Annotated in this window: 16 protein-coding genes; 12 read left to right on the top strand and 4 right to left on the bottom strand. The window is 44.2% G+C overall.

Translation table 11 applies throughout. The annotated features are described in order from the left end of the window. The first annotated feature begins 219 nt into the window (after positions 1-219). A complete protein-coding gene (locus tag GC098_RS37095; protein ID WP_057301854.1) occupies positions 220-624 on the top strand; it encodes a MarR family winged helix-turn-helix transcriptional regulator in 405 nt (134 codons plus the stop codon). A gap of 25 nt (positions 625-649) precedes the next feature. On the opposite strand, the gene GC098_RS37090 is transcribed toward GC098_RS37095, so the two are convergent. From GC098_RS37090 to GC098_RS37080, 3 genes are read right to left on the bottom strand one after another with little or no spacing between them, the layout of a single operon-like run. After that, complete coding sequence (locus tag GC098_RS37090; protein WP_312880582.1) at positions 650-1,363, bottom strand: RluA family pseudouridine synthase; 714 nt, start codon at positions 1,361-1,363, stop codon at positions 650-652. Between the two features lie 2 nt (positions 1,364-1,365). Further along, on the bottom strand, positions 1,366-2,232 hold the full coding sequence (locus GC098_RS37085) for a class I SAM-dependent methyltransferase (RefSeq protein ID WP_171649332.1): 867 nt from the start codon (positions 2,230-2,232) through the stop codon (positions 1,366-1,368). Between the two features lie 54 nt (positions 2,233-2,286). Next, positions 2,287-3,417, bottom strand: coding sequence for a peptidylprolyl isomerase (locus GC098_RS37080; RefSeq protein ID WP_171649331.1), 1,131 nt, complete (start codon positions 3,415-3,417; stop codon positions 2,287-2,289). 182 nt (positions 3,418-3,599) lie between these two features. On the opposite strand from GC098_RS37080, the gene glgB reads away from it, so the two are divergent. The 5 genes from glgB (at position 3,600) to cls (ending at position 10,936) form a co-directional block, all read left to right on the top strand. Then, positions 3,600-5,606: a 1,4-alpha-glucan branching protein GlgB gene (glgB, locus tag GC098_RS37075; protein WP_171649330.1), complete on the top strand. Its 2,007-nt coding sequence runs from the start codon at positions 3,600-3,602 to the stop codon at positions 5,604-5,606. Beyond that, positions 5,549-6,697, top strand: coding sequence for a glucose-1-phosphate adenylyltransferase (locus GC098_RS37070; protein ID WP_171649329.1), 1,149 nt, complete (start codon positions 5,549-5,551; stop codon positions 6,695-6,697). The genes glgB and GC098_RS37070 overlap by 58 nt, the downstream gene beginning before the upstream one ends. A gap of 6 nt (positions 6,698-6,703) precedes the next feature. Beyond that, positions 6,704-7,813 (top strand): glucose-1-phosphate adenylyltransferase subunit GlgD, encoded by a 1,110-nt coding sequence (glgD, locus tag GC098_RS37065; protein ID WP_171649328.1) that lies wholly within the window; start codon positions 6,704-6,706, stop codon positions 7,811-7,813. Between the two features lie 22 nt (positions 7,814-7,835). Further along, positions 7,836-9,275, top strand: a complete 1,440-nt coding sequence (glgA, locus tag GC098_RS37060; protein WP_171649327.1) for a glycogen synthase GlgA — start codon at positions 7,836-7,838, stop codon at positions 9,273-9,275. A 203-nt stretch (positions 9,276-9,478) separates the two neighbouring features. Further along, positions 9,479-10,936, top strand: a complete 1,458-nt coding sequence (cls, locus tag GC098_RS37055; RefSeq protein WP_171649326.1) for a cardiolipin synthase — start codon at positions 9,479-9,481, stop codon at positions 10,934-10,936. Between the two features lie 90 nt (positions 10,937-11,026). Here the strand turns inward: cls and GC098_RS37050 are convergent, their stop codons facing one another. Next, positions 11,027-11,455, bottom strand: coding sequence for a VOC family protein (locus GC098_RS37050; protein ID WP_171649325.1), 429 nt, complete (start codon positions 11,453-11,455; stop codon positions 11,027-11,029). Positions 11,456-11,731: 276 nt separating this feature from the next. On the opposite strand from GC098_RS37050, the gene GC098_RS37045 reads away from it, so the two are divergent. From GC098_RS37045 to GC098_RS37020, 6 genes are all read left to right on the top strand, one after another. Continuing rightward, the gene (locus GC098_RS37045; RefSeq protein ID WP_171649353.1) at positions 11,732-12,229 is read left to right on the top strand and encodes a DinB family protein; all 498 of its coding nucleotides are present in this window, start codon (positions 11,732-11,734) and stop codon (positions 12,227-12,229) included. Positions 12,230-12,565: 336 nt separating this feature from the next. Continuing rightward, positions 12,566-13,045: a DUF6530 family protein gene (locus GC098_RS37040; protein WP_171649324.1), complete on the top strand. Its 480-nt coding sequence runs from the start codon at positions 12,566-12,568 to the stop codon at positions 13,043-13,045. A gap of 24 nt (positions 13,046-13,069) precedes the next feature. Then, positions 13,070-14,062: an AAA family ATPase gene (locus GC098_RS37035; RefSeq protein WP_171649323.1), complete on the top strand. Its 993-nt coding sequence runs from the start codon at positions 13,070-13,072 to the stop codon at positions 14,060-14,062. A 134-nt stretch (positions 14,063-14,196) separates the two neighbouring features. After that, positions 14,197-15,156, top strand: a complete 960-nt coding sequence (locus GC098_RS37030) for a vWA domain-containing protein (protein WP_171649322.1) — start codon at positions 14,197-14,199, stop codon at positions 15,154-15,156. 40 nt (positions 15,157-15,196) lie between these two features. Next, complete coding sequence (locus GC098_RS37025) at positions 15,197-15,556, top strand: GIY-YIG nuclease family protein (protein ID WP_171649321.1); 360 nt, start codon at positions 15,197-15,199, stop codon at positions 15,554-15,556. Positions 15,557-15,713: 157 nt separating this feature from the next. After that, positions 15,714-17,477, top strand: a complete 1,764-nt coding sequence (locus GC098_RS37020; RefSeq protein ID WP_171649320.1) for a 5'-nucleotidase C-terminal domain-containing protein — start codon at positions 15,714-15,716, stop codon at positions 17,475-17,477. The last annotated feature ends 133 nt before the right edge of the window (positions 17,478-17,610 follow it).

The raw sequence follows: 17,610 nt of genomic DNA, 5'->3' as shown, positions 1-17,610 counted from the left end.
TCACAGTATATGTAAGTAGTGGGCGAGGTGTTAAAAGAAGTCGAGAAGCTTGGGCGATTTCTTGCTAATCGGACAAAGTAATGGAGGGATCGACAGCAAGCCACAGCATGTCTCAAACGGTGCAGCTTTTGTCTGAAAATATTAATGGCATTAACCTTTAAACCAAAGAAAAGGCGTGCTATACTTGCCTTAGGAGATGTTGGAAGCGAGTTGATGAGGTTGTATTCCGATGAATTTGGGAAGCTATGGTTGAAATTGTCTAAGGAATTGAAAAACCAGATGGAGGTAGGATTAGCACCTACCATTACAGAAGGACAGCTTAACGTGTTGGAGCTGCTTATGACGAATGAACGGATGAAGCCTTCTGATTTAATCGAATATTTATCCACAACGCCTGCAGCTGTGACAACACTGTTAGATCGGATGGAGAAAAGTGAATTGATCGCAAGGGAGCGGGATGAGAAGGACCGCCGTATCGTTTGGGTCAACGTCACGGAAAAAGGAAAGGCGGAATGCGAGAGAGGTATGAGAATCCGGGAACAACTTTTGGATTCGTACCTGAGCCGCGTTTCCGCCCATAATCAGAAATTGCTTATTTATTTGCTTGGGAAGGTCGCCAATTAATAGCGACCCAGTTGTGTGCAAGAATTTACAACTCTGGGAGTGTAAATTCGCTCCAGGGCCGCTGCATCGGCGGCAGCGACCGAAAGCGCAGCGTCTCTTTGAGCGTTGGATGCTCAAAGGCAAGAGCCGTGGCCCACAGCGCAAGCTGCTGGCCGGGCTTGTTGACCGCGCTGCCGTAGCGCTGGTCGCCATAGAGCGTGCAGCCGATGGCTGCCAGCTGCACGCGGATTTGATGCGGCCGCCCGGTGTGCAGCTTGATCTGGATCAAGCTGAGCCCGTCTTGGCTGCCAAGCAGCTTATAGTCCAGCACAGCCTCCTTGGCGTCCTGCTGGCCTTCTCTGACCACACTGACGGTATTCGTCCGTGTGTCCTTCCAAAGAAAGTGGCGCAGCGTAGCGGACGGCTGTGGCGGCTTGCCATGCACGACGGCAACGTACGTCTTGTCGAGCTGCCTCGTTCTTACCGCGTCAGATAGCCTGGACGCGGCTTTTGACGTTTTGGCGAATACCATCACGCCGCCAACGGGACGGTCAAGCCGGTGTACAAGCCCGAGGTACACATTGCCGGGCTTGTTATGACGGTACTTCAGATCTGCCTTCAGCACATTCAGCAGATCAGGATCACGTGAATCGTCTTCCTGCGTAGGCATGTTGACGGGCTTCTCAACCACAAGAATGTGGTTGTCTTCGAACAGTATCGGAACTTGTGATGCTCCCGAGCCATCTCTAGATGCTGCCACCGTTACGCCTCCCAGCGTCCCAGAATGCCGCAAGGGAGCATCAAGCCGGAATGGGTGATCGGCAGGCCGATTTCGCCACTGGAGATCGTGCCGCCATGCTTGGATTTCATCGCCATGCTTAAGACGTTCTGGAGCACAGTTGCCGAGATCCCCGTTGTATAAGAGTTGATCAACAGGAACAACGGATTGTCCGTGAGAATCGATTGGCAGGTTTCAATGAAAGGGAAGAGGTCATCTTCTAATTTCCAAGTCTCACCATTAGGTCCGCGTCCGTAGGAAGGAGGATCCATGATAATCGCATCGTATTTGCTTCCGCGGCGCTGTTCTCTTTGTACGAATTTGAAAACATCATCCGTGATAAATCGAACAGGACGGCTGCCTAGGCCACTCAGATGCAGATTTTCCTTTGCCCATTGAACGACTCCTTTGGAGGCATCCACATGGCAAACTTCGGCACCTGCGTAAGCGCAAGCCAGTGAGGCTCCACCTGTATAAGCAAACAGGTTTAGTACCTTGATCGGACGTCCGGCTCCTTGGATCTTGTCCATCATCCATTTCCAGTTGACTGCTTGCTCAGGGAATAAGCCCGTATGCTTGAAGCTGGTTGGCTTAATATAGAAGGACAACTTCTGGTCATAGTTAATCGTCCAGCGTTCTGGAAGCTCAGCGTGCTGCTCCCATTGTCCGCCGCCACTTGCGCTGCGGTGATAATGGGCGTCAGCTTGACGCCATGCCGGTGTTTCTTTTTGTAACGGCCAAATGATTTGTGGGTCTGGTCTTCTTAGGACGATCGTGCCCCAACGTTCGAGCTTTTCGCCGCCGCCGGTATCGAGGAGCTCATAATCAACCCAGTCTTTTGCATAAAACATGCTGCATTCCATCCTTCAACTTGTATACTTTAACAAACATTCATTGTACACCATTTATTGACCTAAATCGATCTTTTCAATCAAACCATTCAGTTCTTTTTCTACAAATTGTTGAAATTGCTCTTGTTCAAGCGAAGCTTTCAGCTGCTCTTTCACAGAATCAAAGGATTTAACGGATCTAGCTTCTACTTTGATAACGTGATAGCCGAAATCTGTCGCGATGGGATCACCAATCGTTCCAATCGTCTGCTCGATAGCTGCTTTCTTAAACTCAGGTACCCATTGACTTACATCGGCATCCGCATAAAGACCGCCTGCATCTTTGGAGCCTGGGTCATCTGAGAATTCTTTGGCCAGCTTGGCGAAATCTTCACCGTTCTTAAGCTTTTGTTGTACTTCTTTTGCTCGTTTGAGTGCTTCCTCTTTCGTACGAAGAGGTTTGTCCGCTGAGCTTGTAGGGTCGTTTAACCCAATCAAAATGTGGCGCACAGAGGCAATGGTATAAGCATCTTTATCGACTTTGAGAGTTTCATCATATTTGGCTTTTAATTGGGCATCGGAAATGCTGGACTTGATATAATTTTGTGCGCCGATGCTGCCCACTAGAAAGTACTGAAGATCAGTAACTGTCGTGTTTACCTTTTTCAAATCGTCGAGGAATTTCGCCTCGCCAAATTGGCTTTTCCAAGCAGTGATTTGTTTAACAGCACCGTCTTTGGCAGCGTTCTGGTCGGCCTCAGATGCTTTACCGAAAAGAATACGGTTTTGAATGAGCTGTGTGATCATCTTTTTTTGATACTCAGGGTCATCTTTAGAAGCAGCATGGCCTGCATTGAAGAGCGCTTGCAAAGCAAAGAAGGTATCAAATTCACCCTTGGTCACTGTTCCACCCTTGTAAGTTGCAACCACTTGTTTAGGATTGTTACCGATCCAAATGGTTTCATTTTCTTCGTCCCACTCGACCTTTTTCCCAAGCGCTTCACTTACAAATCTAAGTGGTACATAGGTTGAGCCTTCGTAGATAAAGCCTTTAGCTTCGGAAGGTGCTTTCTCAACACCGTCAAACATATACTTAAGACTTCGGAATGCGACTTCAATCTGACTGTTTGCTGCAAATGCTACAGTCCCGCTTAATACGGAACCGATCGTTAAACCAACTATAAGTCCCTTTACTTTATCTTTCATTATTTGTGTTCCACCTCTCGATATAATGTCCTTAAAATAATTCACCAAGGGTTGAGTAATTTCCTTTTTTTTTTTAATGTAAAAATGAAGGATTCTTTGCCTGGTTGTTGTATTTGTAACGTAAGGCGATTATAAGTAAAATCCAGTTTTGACGAATTCAGGTTGATTTAAGGAGGGATAACGTGGGGGCAAATGTTGGTATACCTAGCTCAGAAGACTTGTTTCTGCTTCATGAAGGATCCCTTTACCACAGTTATCGCATCTTAGGGGCGCATGTAAGCAAAACAAAAGGGCAAGAGGGTGTTCGTTTTGCCGTATGGGCACCTCATGCCAAACAGGTTTACTTGCTTGGTGATTTCAACAGTTGGCAATCTGGGACACATCGTTTGGAGAAGTTTAGTACGCTTGGCTTATGGGTATTGTTCGTTCCAGAAGCAAGTGAAGGCGATTATTACAAATTTGAAATTCATAGCGAAACGGGTCAGATTTTGTTGAAAGCAGACCCGTATGCCTTTTATTCGGAATTACGTCCGGGTACCGCGTCGCGTGTTGTTGATCTAGATGGTTATGAATGGAAGGATCAGGCATGGCAGCAGCAGAAAAAGGAAAACCCTGCTTATAATAAGCCACTATCTATTTATGAGGTTCATCTGGGTACGTGGCGCAAAAAGGATCGACATAGTGAAGACTTGTATACCTATGATCAGCTTGCTGAAGAGCTAGTCGATTACGCAGTTGAAATGGGATATACGCACATTGAATTAATGCCGCTCGCAGAGCATCCGTTTGACCGTTCTTGGGGCTACCAAGCAACAGGCTATTTCTCCGTTACTAGCCGCCATGGTACTCCGAAGGAATTCATGCATTTCGTTGACCGGTGTCACCAGAAGGGGATTGGGGTCATTATGGATTGGGTCCCTGGCCATTTCTGTAAGGACAGTCATGGACTCAGGCAGTTTGATGGGAAGCCTCTGTATGAATACGAAGACCCACGCAAAGCCGAGAAGCTGGAATGGGGCACACTTACTTTTGATTTTGGTCGACCTGAGGTTCAAAGTTTCTTAATCTCAAATGCTGTATTTTGGATGGACATGTATCATATTGATGGGATTAGAGTGGATGCTGTGGCTTCTATGCTGCATTTGAATTTTGGAAGATGGAGCGAGGAACCGATCAAGAATCAATGGGGTGGGGATGATAATCCCGAAGCGATCGCATTCCTGCGCAAGCTGAATCAGGCTGTCTTCTCCTTCTACCCTGATGCGCTGATGATGGCTGAGGATTCTACCGATTGGCCGCTCGTTACTGCGCCTGTCCACGATGGAGGACTCGGATTTAATTATAAGTGGAACATGGGTTGGATGAACGATATGCTACGTTATATGAAATTAGATCCTATTAACCGCAAGTATCATCACAAGCTGATCACGTTCTCATTCATGTATGCCTTTAGTGAAAATTATGTACTGCCGCTTTCACACGACGAAGTGGTGCATGGCAAACGTTCACTTCTTCATAAGATGCCAGGCGATTATTGGCAGAAATTTGCTAACCTTCGCGTTCTATATGGATATATGACGGGTCACCCTGGTAAAAAGCTGCTGTTTATGGGCAGTGAATTCGGGCAATTCGACGAATGGAAAGATCTTGAAGAACTTGATTGGTTTCTACTTGAAGGCTATGAAAAACATAGTCAAATGCATCATTATGTCAAGGCACTTAATCAATTTTATTTGGACCAACCGGCATTGTGGCAGCTGGATCATCATCAGGATGGGTTCGAGTGGATCAACCCTCATGATGAGAGCCAGAGCGTTGTGACCTTTATGCGCAAAGGGAAAATGCCTGAGGATGACTTGATTCTCGTTTGTAATTTCACCCCTGTGGTACATCCGGATTACCGAATTGGCGTTCCACGGCACGGTGTGTACGAAGTCGTATTTAACAGCGATGCACCCGAGTTTGGTGGTTCTGGTCAAGGTAACTCAGAGCCAATATCCAGTGAAAAGCGTTCATGGCACGGGCTGCCGAATAGTTTAGCGTTGTGTATTCCGCCGCTTGCGGCTGTTTATATAAAATGTGTGAGTGAATTCCAAACTGTGATTGACGAAGTTGAAGGGGGAAATCAGATATGCGCAGTAAAGAATGTGTTGCCATGCTCCTCGCTGGAGGAGAAGGACGAAGATTAGGCGTTCTGACGAACAATTTAGCCAAGCCAGCCGTTCATTTTGGCGGGAAGTATCGTATCATTGATTTTACCCTCAGCAATTGCACGAATTCAGGGATCGACACAGTTGGTGTCCTAACCCAGTATCAACCTCTCGTACTCAATACTTACATTGGGATTGGAAGTTCATGGGACCTTGACCGCAAATATGGTGGTGTGACGGTCTTGCCGCCGTTCATGGAGCAAAAAGGCGGGGATTGGTATAAAGGAACCGCGAATGCCATTTATCGGAATATCGGCTTTATTGAGCAATATGATCCCGAATATGTTTTGGTCATCTCGGGTGATCACATCTATAAAATGGACTATGATCTGATGCTGTCTTACCACAAAGAGAAGAAAGCCGACGCAACGATTGCTGTCATTGAAGTTAAATGGGAGGAAACGAACCGATTCGGTATCATGAGCGTCAATGACAAACAAGAAATAATTGAATTTGCAGAAAAACCGAAAGAAGCGAATAGTAATTTGGCTTCGATGGGTATTTATATTTTTAATTGGAGCGTATTGAAATCTTATCTGATCGAGGATGAGGAAAATCCTAACTCCAGCAAAGATTTTGGGAAAGATATTATTCCAATGATGCTGAAAGATGAGGCGAGAATGTTCGCTTATCCTTTTGAAGGCTACTGGAAAGATGTAGGTACGATCGATAGTCTATGGGAAGCAAACATGGACCTGCTGGACGACAATAATGAGCTTAATTTAAATGATAAGGACTGGCGGGTATACTCCCAGAATCCTTACCAGCCGGCTCAATATGTGGCACCAACTGCGAATATTAAGCGTTCACTCGTTAATGAAGGCTGCGCGATATTCGGAGATGTCGATCACTCGGTATTGTTCTTCGGTGTACAGGTTGGCGAAGGAAGCCAGATTCGTGACTCCGTCATTATGCCTAATGCCAAAATTGGTAATAACGTTACGATTAACAAAGCGATTATCGGCGAAAACACGGTCGTTGAAGACGGTGCTGTGGTAGATGGCAAAGGGGAAATTGTACTTATTGGTGGCAATGAACGGATATCAGCGAATGCCAATCAGAAGGGATGATGTCGAGTGAAACATGTGATGGGTGTCATTAATTTAGTGAATGAACCGGATGATTTGGAGGAACTGACTTACTTTCGTTGCCCTGCATCCGTGCCGTTCGGTGGTCGTTATCGTTTAATTGATTTTACATTGTCCAATATGGTGAATTCCGACATTGATAATGTGGCTGTATTCACGCAACATAAATATCGTTCGCTCATGGATCATTTGGGTTCTGGGAAAGAGTGGGATTTGGATCGGAAGCGTGGCGGCTTGTTCGTGCTCCCGTCTGTGCTGAATGAACCAACAGGCATTTCACGTGGTGATTTATACCAGTTCTATAGCCATAGAGATTATTTCTATCGTGGTAAAGAAGAGCTTGTCATTATTTCACGAAGCCATATGGTATGCAACCTCGATTTGCGTGACGCTGTGCGTTACCATGAGGATACACAAGCAGACATTACGGTTATCTATAAGCAAACAGATGAGGATATTCAAGGGAAATTCCGTCGTCTAGCCGTCAAGGATAGCGGACAAGTGACTCTCATGGAGGATCACACAGGCAGATTGCGCACAAACAACATTTCAATGGAAATGTACATCATGAGCAAAGCGCTCCTGTTGGATATGGTTGAATCTTGCTTAGCGCAAGGTTACGATCATTTGGTTCGCGATGGCATTATGAAAAACATTGATAGGCTCAGTGTGTATGGCTACAAATTTGAAGGCCATGTAGGGATTGTGAATTCGATTCAAGGCTATTACAAGCACAGTATGCAGCTGCTTAACCCGGCGATCTGGAGAGAGCTATTCTTCCAGAAAAACCTGATTTACACGAAGGTTAAGGATGAACCGCCAGCGAAGTACTTGGATACCGCAGCAGCTAAAAACGCACTCATCGCCAACGGCTGTGTCATCGAAGGTAAAGTGGAAAATAGTATCCTGTTCCGTGGTGTTAAAATCCGGAAAGGCGCGTACGTGAAGAACAGCATCATTCTCCAAAACTGTGAGATTGAGGAGAATGTTATCATTGAGAACGCAATCCTGGATAAGGATGTCTTCATTAGTCGTGGACGTGTCTTAACAGGAGATAACAAAGCACCATTCATTGCTGCGAAAACGAAAGTGATCTAGATCAAATAAAAGGAGTAGGAAGATGAAAGTACTATTTGCTGCATCTGAGGCTGTACCTTTTATTAAAACAGGCGGTCTAGCTGACGTAATTGGCTCCTTACCGAAAGAGCTTACTCGTCAAGGACTGGATGTGCGGGTTATTTTACCTAAGTATGGCGATATCCCTGCTGTTTATCGGGAAGCAATGACGAAGGTAGCCACATTTGATGTGTACATCGGTTGGAGAAAGCAATACATCGGAATTGAGATGCTTCAGCATGAGGGAGTCACCTTTTATTTCGTGGATAATGAGTTTTATTTCAAGCGTCCAGGCATTTATGGTTACGGAGACGAGGCGGAGCGTTTTGGGTTCTTCTGCAGAGGGATTATTGAGGCGCTCCCGTTACTTGATTTCCAGCCGGATGTGATTCATTGCCATGATTGGCAAACGGGTATGATTCCTGTGCTGCTGAAGGCACATTATCAACACCTCCCTTTCTATAGCGAGATGAAGACAATGTCTACCGTTCATAACTTGAAATACCAAGGTGTGTTTGATCAATCTCTATTAAAAGATTTGTTCGGTTTATCAGACGATCATTTCACAGGAACTGCACTTGAATTGCATGGTGGCGCAAGCTTTCTCAAAGGCGGGCTTCTCTATTCGGATCGGATAACAACGGTAAGTCAGACCTATGCGGAGGAAATACAAACTCCCTTTTATGGTGAATTTTTGGACAGCCTGCTGCGTCATCGCAAAGATCAGTTAACGGGCATTGTGAATGGCATTGATTACGACGTGTTCGATCCAATGACTGATCCACATCTGGCTGTGAATTATCGAGATTCCTTACCGAAGAAACAGCAGAATAAGCTAGCTCTTCAGGAGCGCTTGGGTCTGCCTGTGAATGGTGATGTACCGATGATTGCGTTGGTCACTCGCTTGGTGCAGCAAAAAGGACTTGATCTCATCCAGCATGTCATATCAGAGCTTCTCGCTTTGGACATTCAACTTGTCGTTCTCGGTACAGGCGACTATGGGTTTGAACAAATGTTCCGATATGCGGCTCAAACGCATCCCGATAAGGTATCTGCTCAAATCTACTTCGATGAATCTCTTGCACATCAAATCTATGCCGCTTCTGACTTATTCTTGATGCCGTCACAGTTCGAGCCTTGTGGGATTGGGCAGTTGATAGCACTACGTTATCGATCTGTACCCATTGTTAGAGAAACTGGCGGACTGAAAGATACCGTGCAGCCTTATAATGAGTTCACGGGTGAGGGTACCGGATTCACATTTAGCAACTATAATGCGCATGACATGCTGCATATCATTCGCCGTGCTGTGTTTTTCTACAAGAATGATAGAGAGTCATGGTTGAAAATTCAGCAAAATATGAAAAAAGGCGATTTCAGCTGGAAAAAGTCAGCCCAGCAGTATATCGCACTTTATAAAGTAATGGTTACTAACAACGCTTAAAAAAAGGAGACTGGAGGCATTTTGCTTCCAGTCTCTTCTGTCTAATTCCTCTTCATTTTATCCCTGATCGTGTCGGTATAGCATAAAGGGTAGCTTGTCAAATGACCTCTTATTCACTTTGTGAATAGGGGGTCTTTTCCTAATCTGTCGAAATTCAGGTATAATAGCGATGAGTTGATATATAAATGGTTTGGAGTGGTGTTATGGACTGGATATCGCATGTACTAACTGTCGTCTTTGTGATCAATATTTTACTCGCCATAACGGTTGTGTTCTTAGAACGTCGAAACGTGGCGGCAACATGGTCATGGCTCATGGTGCTCTTATTCATTCCGATTCTCGGCTTCTTGCTCTATGTGATGCTTGGACAAAATTTGAGCCGCAGAAAGCTGTATAAATGGAACCGCCGTATGCTGGAAAGAGTGCAGACCGTCATTTCAGAGCAGCGGGAACAGCTGATCGACGGGACGCTGCCCTATATTGATCCGATGGTAAGTCAATATCGAGATTTGATTTATTTGAATGTCGCAACGAATGATGCGTTCCTCACGCAAGATAATGGTGTTCATATTTTCACAGACGGTGTGGCTAAATTCAGTGATTTACTAATGAAAATTGAAGCCGCTGAGTCCCATATACATATGCAGTATTATATCGTTAAGAATGATTCGTTGGGTCACAAGGTCATGGAAGCTCTCACGAGGAAAGCAGAGCAGGGTGTCCAAGTTAAATTCTTATATGACGATATTGGCTCAAGGTCCTTGAAGGAGTCCTTTTTTCGAAATTTCCTAAAGGCTGGCGGACAAAAAGCAGCATTTTTCCCATCGCGAATTCCATTTCTGAACTATCGGGTAAATTATCGCAATCATCGTAAATTGGTTATCATTGATGGTCAGATAGGGTACATGGGGGGATTCAACGTCGGTAATGAATATCTAGGTTTAGATCCGCGATTTGGTTACTGGCGAGATACGCACCTTCGTTTGACCGGAAGCGTTGTTCGCGCTTTGCAGTCGAGATTTATTCTGGACTGGAACTTAGCATCCGTGCAGCAGATGGAAGTTACGCCTGAGTATTTTCCCGATACTATGGTGGAGGCCAACAGCCTGGAACACGTACCTATGCAGATTGTGGCAAGTGGACCTAATGAAGCATGGCCGCATTTCGTGTTTACATTCCTTAAAATGATTCACATGGCCAAGAGCAGAATCCTCCTGCAGACTCCTTATTTTATCCCTGAAGAGAGTATGTTGAATGCGCTGCGCATTGCCGCTCTATCGGGCATTGACGTTAGAATCATGATCCCTGAGAAAGCAGATCATATGTTTGTTCATTGGGCTTCCTTGTATTATGTAGGTGAATTGCTGCGAGCTGGAGTGAAATGCTACTTATATGATCAAGGCTTTCTTCATGCGAAAACGATCATCGTCGATGGGCAGGTTGCCTCTGTTGGGACGGCCAACTTCGATATTCGCAGTCTTCGGCTTAATTTCGAGACAAACGCCTTGATGTATCATGCGGAGACGGCGAAGAAGTTGGAAAACACGTTCTGGAAGGATATGGAGGGCAGTATGGAGTTGACGTTGGAGGAATATGATAAACGTTCCTTACGGATTCGGTTTCTGGAGTCCATATCGAAATTGGTTTCTCCCATATTGTAAACGAAGGTATAATCTATGAAAAAAAAGGATATCCAATCATTTCTTGAGAAAGAAAGATTGAATATCCTTTTTGTATTGTGAAAAGATTAATTAATAAACCGTTTCACCATTGTCATAATTAAACTGCCATTGAATACCGAATTTATCTTCTAAGTTGCCGTAGCATTTGCTCCAGAAAGTTTCTTGAAGCTCCATGCCTACTTTGCCGCCTTCTTTCAACTTATGAAAGGCTGACTTCACTTCATCGATATCTTTGCTGACTAAGGAAAGGCTAATGTTGTTCCCGGCAACGTAAGGCATTCCTGGGAAAACATCGGAGAACATTACAGTACTTCCAGAAATGCTAAGACGTGCATGCATAACTAAATTTTTGGCTTCCTCAGGAAGAGGGAAGGTTGGGTCGGGTGGTGTATCTCCAAAGGTCATGATTTGGGGCTTGTCCAGTCCAAATACGTCTGCGTAAAACTCAATGACTTCACGAGTGTTTCCATTAAAATTAAGATATACATCAATAGCCATTAATTTCACTCCTTAGGTTTGATTGTCTATCATTTCCATATTGTATCATTTAACTGTTCTAAAACCAATATACCTGCTTCTGAACAAATATAAAAATTATATGAATTTCGGCGGTAGGAACAACATGTCCACTGAAAATTGACCGATTTGACATTTTGAATAAATTTAGGATAATATAGTTTATGCAATTATATTTTGAACAATTAAATTTGAGATTAGCAAATTACAAGCATAATAATAAATGAATGGAGGAGGTTGGAGATGACAGCCATGTCTATGAATGAATCCAATCGAGCATTTGGTGAAGCTCTTGTGAAATCATTAGTTGGAGAGCGCGGACATATTCCGATAACCAGAGCATTGCTCGATATTAATGCTGAGCTTGCAGGGACTCGTACCGCGAGTGCGCCATATACCATTTATCAGCTATTGAAGCATATGAGCTACTGGCAGGAATTTTTGTTGACTTACCTTGAGGGAGGCAAGCCTGAATTGCCTTCGCACGTCATGGACAGTTGGCCTAGCGTAGAACGTCCGGAGAGTGAAGAGGATTGGGAGTCAATTGTTCAATCTTTTTTGCAAGGAGTCGAGAGAGCTTGTGAAATTGCTCGAACGTCACAACTGGATGAAATTCTTGAAAAGTTTCCGACGGAGACGAAAGCGGGGATTTTGCGCAACATTGCCTCACACAATTCCTATCACTTGGGAGAAATCGTTTTGCTCCGCCGATTGAACGGAGCTTGGCCGCCGCCTGGCGGAGGTTACCCTTTATAGCATGTAGAAGCGGGATCTAACGAAGAACTTGGCGGAAGCAACAACAAGTAAGTTTAGTTTGAAGTAAGGGAAGGCAAATGTGCCTTCTCTTTTTTTTGAGCGATTTCTAATACCCAAGCACCGAAGCAGGACACACCAGACACTTCAACGTTCATAATTGCATTGGGCAAAGCTAGTAGTGGGTGATAGAAAATATCTCTTCGCAAGAACAACTTGTGGTCAATTAACCGGATTGACAGATGATGAAATGTAGGGTAAGATGATCTTGCATTTAGTAATTTAGTAAATTAGTAATTTAGTAATTAAGCGAAAATTAAAATGGAGAGTGTGGAAATAATGAAAATACCAACTACTTTAAAACATAAGCCTGTTATCGTTTCAGAAAATTATGAGCAGGTTGACGGCAGGTATGCCCGAAATACGGATGCAAAAGGTCTATCCTTGGGATTGGCCCAGTGGAATGATAGGGGAAAGGTCGATATCTCGGCCAAAGTATGGAGATACACCGGGGAAAAATGGTCCCGTCAATCAGAAGAGCTTCCCATGCACCGCGTAATTGACCTTGCCATTTTAATTTGCAGAAGCAGCTTGCATTTTCAGGATGCCTATCGTTTCCCGAAACTGTATGACCCTGATAACACGACGATTGACCGAATTGGGCTGCAAGGGGATGCTATGAGTGTATCCGTTTGTGCAGAAAATCCTATGATTGATAATGATATTAAGCTGTTCGCTCAGGCTCTTAGTGATGATGGCGAAATGATTGGAGAACGCCTTCGTGTCTTATCCAATCTACTGAAAGAAATGGGGTACTAACCAAGTTTGGAAAGGTGAAAAGGTATGAAAAATCAGGACGAATATAAATTGTCGCCTACAAGACAACTGACAGATACAGAAAAAGGACTTATTTGGAAAAAACCGTTATCTCATAAGGTTAGTAAAGAAGAACAACGTATTTGCAAAGAAATAAAGCGCAACTGGCATCGTGGTGAAATGAAAATCGCCAATATTTTGTTAGAAGGTGACGCTGGTTCCGGTAAAACACAACTTGCCAAAGCATTGTCGGCGGAATTCGGGCTGCCCTATACAAAAGTGACCTGTTTTGCCGATATGGATAAATCAGATATTATTGGCGCTATTTTGCCGGTAATTTCAACTGATCGATTAGAACAGATGGAGTCTGCGGAGCAAACCGTTTTGAAAGAGGACGAAGTGGTGGAGTATCGATTTTACCCCTCCGAAATCGTCAGAGCCTATCAAAATGGCTATCTTCTGGAAATCCAAGAACCAACCGTTATCCGGGATGCCGCGGTGCTAATGGCACTCAACTCTGCCTTAGAGCTGGATGGCAGCATTAACCTTCCCACAGAAATCATCCGCAGACACCCGGATTTCATAGCGGTCATCACAACAAACCGCAGTTATGCAGGGACCAGACCCCTAAATGAAGCACTACGTGACAGGGTTCAGCATACGGAAAAGATGGACCTGCCAACCAAAGAAATCATGATTGAACGGGCAATGGCCAAAACCGGTTATAGGGATCAACAGGTGTTAGATATTTTAGCGGATATCATTATTATCTTGGACAAAACAGCCCGTGTTAATGCAATTAAAGGCGTGGCGGGTATGCGTTCATTTTTCTATTGGGCGGATGCAGTTGCCGGAGGTACTTCAGGAAAAGAATCCCTTTATCATAAAGTCATCTATAAGATAACTACTGATTCTGAGGAGATCAAATTGTTGGAAGATGCACTAAAAAGTCAAGGTTTGTTAATCGGCTTAGATCAGGTTGAGATTGAATTAAAAAAAAAAGAATTTTTGATGGAGTAGAGATAAGAACATGGGGAGATATCGACGACACTGATTTTGACCACAACAAGAAGGAAGAGGAACAGGGGATCGCATTAAAAAAATCTGCGGATAGTGACGAAAGTACATCCGATGTTTCTGATGATGCTACCGATATGGAAAGTTCAGATATGGGAGAGGATGGTACTCCCCAATATCATCAGGCAAATCCTGAAACAATGTCAGACGAAGCGAAGCAGAAAGATCGAGATTTCCGTAAAAAGCTGAGTCGGAACGCAAGGGAGGTTGTGTCCGATTCTATTCATAAAAGGGTTAAACTCATCATTCACCGTCCGGATTACGGTATTGAATCTGAGCAGGAATATCTCAGTCTAAGTAAAGAACTCATGCCTGTCGTACGGGAGATTGCCAGAAAGACACTTCCGCTGTTGGAACATGAGACTTCTTCTGAATTTGCTAAGAATCAGTATTATGGCAGCAAATTTCAAGCGGATAGTATTGCTTATCAGGATTTTAGGTATTTTGCCAAGAAACGTCCCCCAACAGAATCCCCCTCCCTTGTGGTCGGGCTAAGGGTTGATGAGTCAGCATCCATGTCAGCTTTTGGTAGATTAGAAGCGGCAAAGCGAGCGGTGATAGCCGTATATGAATTTTGTCAAATTTGTCATATTCCTATACTGATATACGGGGATACAGCGGATGCTTCCAAACTGGAGCAAATGTCGATTTATGCTTATACCGATTTTGATAAAACGGATTCCAATGATCGATTTAGACTAATGGGGATTCGTGCAAGAAGTAATAACCGCGATGGGATGGCTCTTAGAATTATGGCTGACCGATTAACTGTTGCACCTGGGCAGACAAAATTATTGATCAGCATAAGTGATGGGCAACCCAAAGCCATGGATGATTATACCGGAAACTATGCAATTAAAGACATGCAGCAGACTATAGACGAATATGAACGGAAAGGAATTACATTTCTTGCAGCCGCAATAGGCCAGGACAAGGATGTAATTAATCAAATCTATGGGAATGAGAGATTTTTGGATATAACAAGTCTAACAGAGTTGCCTGCAAAGTTGGTTCGGATTATCGCTCGGTATTTGTGACTATTGTAATCTTTTATAAGACCCGAAAGGAGAAAAAGGCATGGATAAGAACAAGCGCAAGGAGCTTCAGGAAGAATACAAGCAGATTAAGACCTACATGGGTGCCATACAAATAACAAACAAGGCCAATGGCAAAATTTACGTAGATAGCTTTCCCAACCTGAAAAACAAATGGATGACTATACAGATGCAATTGGACATGGGAAGATTCGCAAATGCCCAATTGCAAAAAGATTGGAAGGAACTAGGGGCTGAAACTTTCACCTATGAGGTGCTAGAGGAGAAGGAAGCTGACGGGGTTAACGATGTGCGCTGGGAGCTTAAGCAATTGGAAAAGCGGTGGCTGGAAAAATTGCAGCCATACGGAGACAGAGGATATAATAGGGCGCCATTATCATAGATTCTAATTTGATAATCTGACATCCGGCAGCTAAATGATTAGGATTACATCGATTTTTAAAATTTACAAAACCTTTACCTGCAGCAAAATCGCCACGAATATAAATTCCATATAATGTAGTTGGACAAGATCAACTATTATGGAGGCGAAACCGTACATGAGAAAAACAAAGCTATGGATGGCAAGTGCACTCGCCATGTTTGTGACCGTTTCCTCGGCTTACACAGTAGTTGCAGCTGAGCCGAGTACTCCGTCTGTACCTGCAAATGGAACAACGAATGCAGCAGCAACCAGCAGTACGAAAAAAATTACTCTCTTTCACACCAATGACACGCATTCCCGGATTGAAGCTACGGCAGAAGGAATTGGTTTTGCAAAAATGAGCGCGTTGATTAAGAATTACAAGGAATTGACTCCAAATTCTCTCATTCTTGATGCGGGAGATACGTTCCATGGGCAGCCGATCGCTAATCTGGTGCGCGGGGAAAGCATTGTGGATATTATGAACGCGGTAGGCTATAACGCTATGGCGGCTGGGAATCATGATTTCAACTACGGTTATCAGCGTCTAATCGAGCTATCCAAGCGGGCAAAATTCCCCGTTCTAAGCGCTAATACGAAAAAAAACGACGGATCACGAATCCTAGAGCCTTATGTCATTAAAGAAGTGGATGGCATTAAACTTGGTATATTCGGTTTGACTACGCCGGAGACTGCCTATAAAACACATCCGAACAATGTCGAGGGGCTTACTTTCACTGATCCAGCTGAAGAAGCTAAGAAAATTGTTTCCGAGCTCAAAGGTAAAGTAGATGTCATCATTGCCTTAACCCATCTCGGCATCGACGAGTCCAGCATTGATACAAGCAAAAAGGTAGCAGCAGCGGTTCCAGAAATTGATGTCATCATCGACGGACACAGCCATACGACGCTTAACACAGGTCTGCTGGTTGGGAATGTGCTAATTGCGCAAACGGGAGAGTATCTCAAAAACCTGGGCCGCGTAGATTTGACATTTGAGAACGGCAAATTGACTGGTAAAACTTCGAGCCTGATTACTAAGAAAACAGCCGATGAAGATAAAACCCCAGGAGACCAAGCCGTAATCGACATTATTGCTAATGTGAAAAAAGAACAAGATAAGGTGCTGCAGGAAATTGTCGGTTCTTCTAAGGTTGATTTAGTTGGTGAACGGGAAGTTGTCCGTAAAGGTGAGTCCAATTTGGGCAATTTAATTGCGGACGCCATGCTCAGCGAAACAGGCGCCGATGTATCCATCACGAACGGAGGCGGTATCCGCGCTTCGATCAAAGCGGGTTCAATTACGAAGGGTCAGATAGTAACCGTATTGCCATTCGGTAACTATATTCAAACGAAGAAAGTAAAGGGCTCCGACATTAAAGCGGCGTTAGAACTAGGTCTCTCTGCTTATCCGGAGTCATTGGGAGGCTTCCCGCATGTTGGCGGTATGACCGTCTCGTTTGATCCATCTCAGCCAAAAGGAAGCCGTGTGACGTCTATTCACGTAAAAGGTTATCCGATTGATCTAGGAGCATCCTATTTACTTGCAACGAACGACTTTATGGCCGCAGGCGGAGACCAATACACCATGTTTAAGGCTTATCCTCTTGACAATGATTTCGCATCCTTGGAAGAAGCATTAATCACATATATGCGTAAAAGCGGAGTGGTAGAGGCTAAAGTCGAAGGTCGCATCAACGCTACGGCGGTACAGACGACTCGTACTCCTTCACAGGAACCGGCTCCTGGAGCAGCTAGCAATATCTATGTTGTCAAACCCGGTGATTCACTATGGAAAATCAGCAGGTCTTATCAAACAACATGGCAAATTCTTCAGCAGTTGAACAATTTTAAAAACCCTAATCTCATTTACCCAGGTCAAGAGATTAAGGTACCTTAGAGCAGGGGAGTTCAAGATTCCCTCATCATAAGAAAGCATTATCTTAGAAAGTCACCTTCGGGTGGCTTTTTTTATTTTGTGCAGTGTTTGACATAAATAAAAATAATGTATATATTTTATTTATTCCGACTGT

Source organism: Paenibacillus phytorum, assembly GCF_013141715.1.
Taxonomy (GTDB): Bacteria; Bacillota; Bacilli; order Paenibacillales; family NBRC-103111; genus Paenibacillus_E; species Paenibacillus_E phytorum.
The sequence above is the reverse complement of the archived record's forward strand: the minus strand, read 5'-3'. Positions and strand labels throughout refer to the sequence as shown.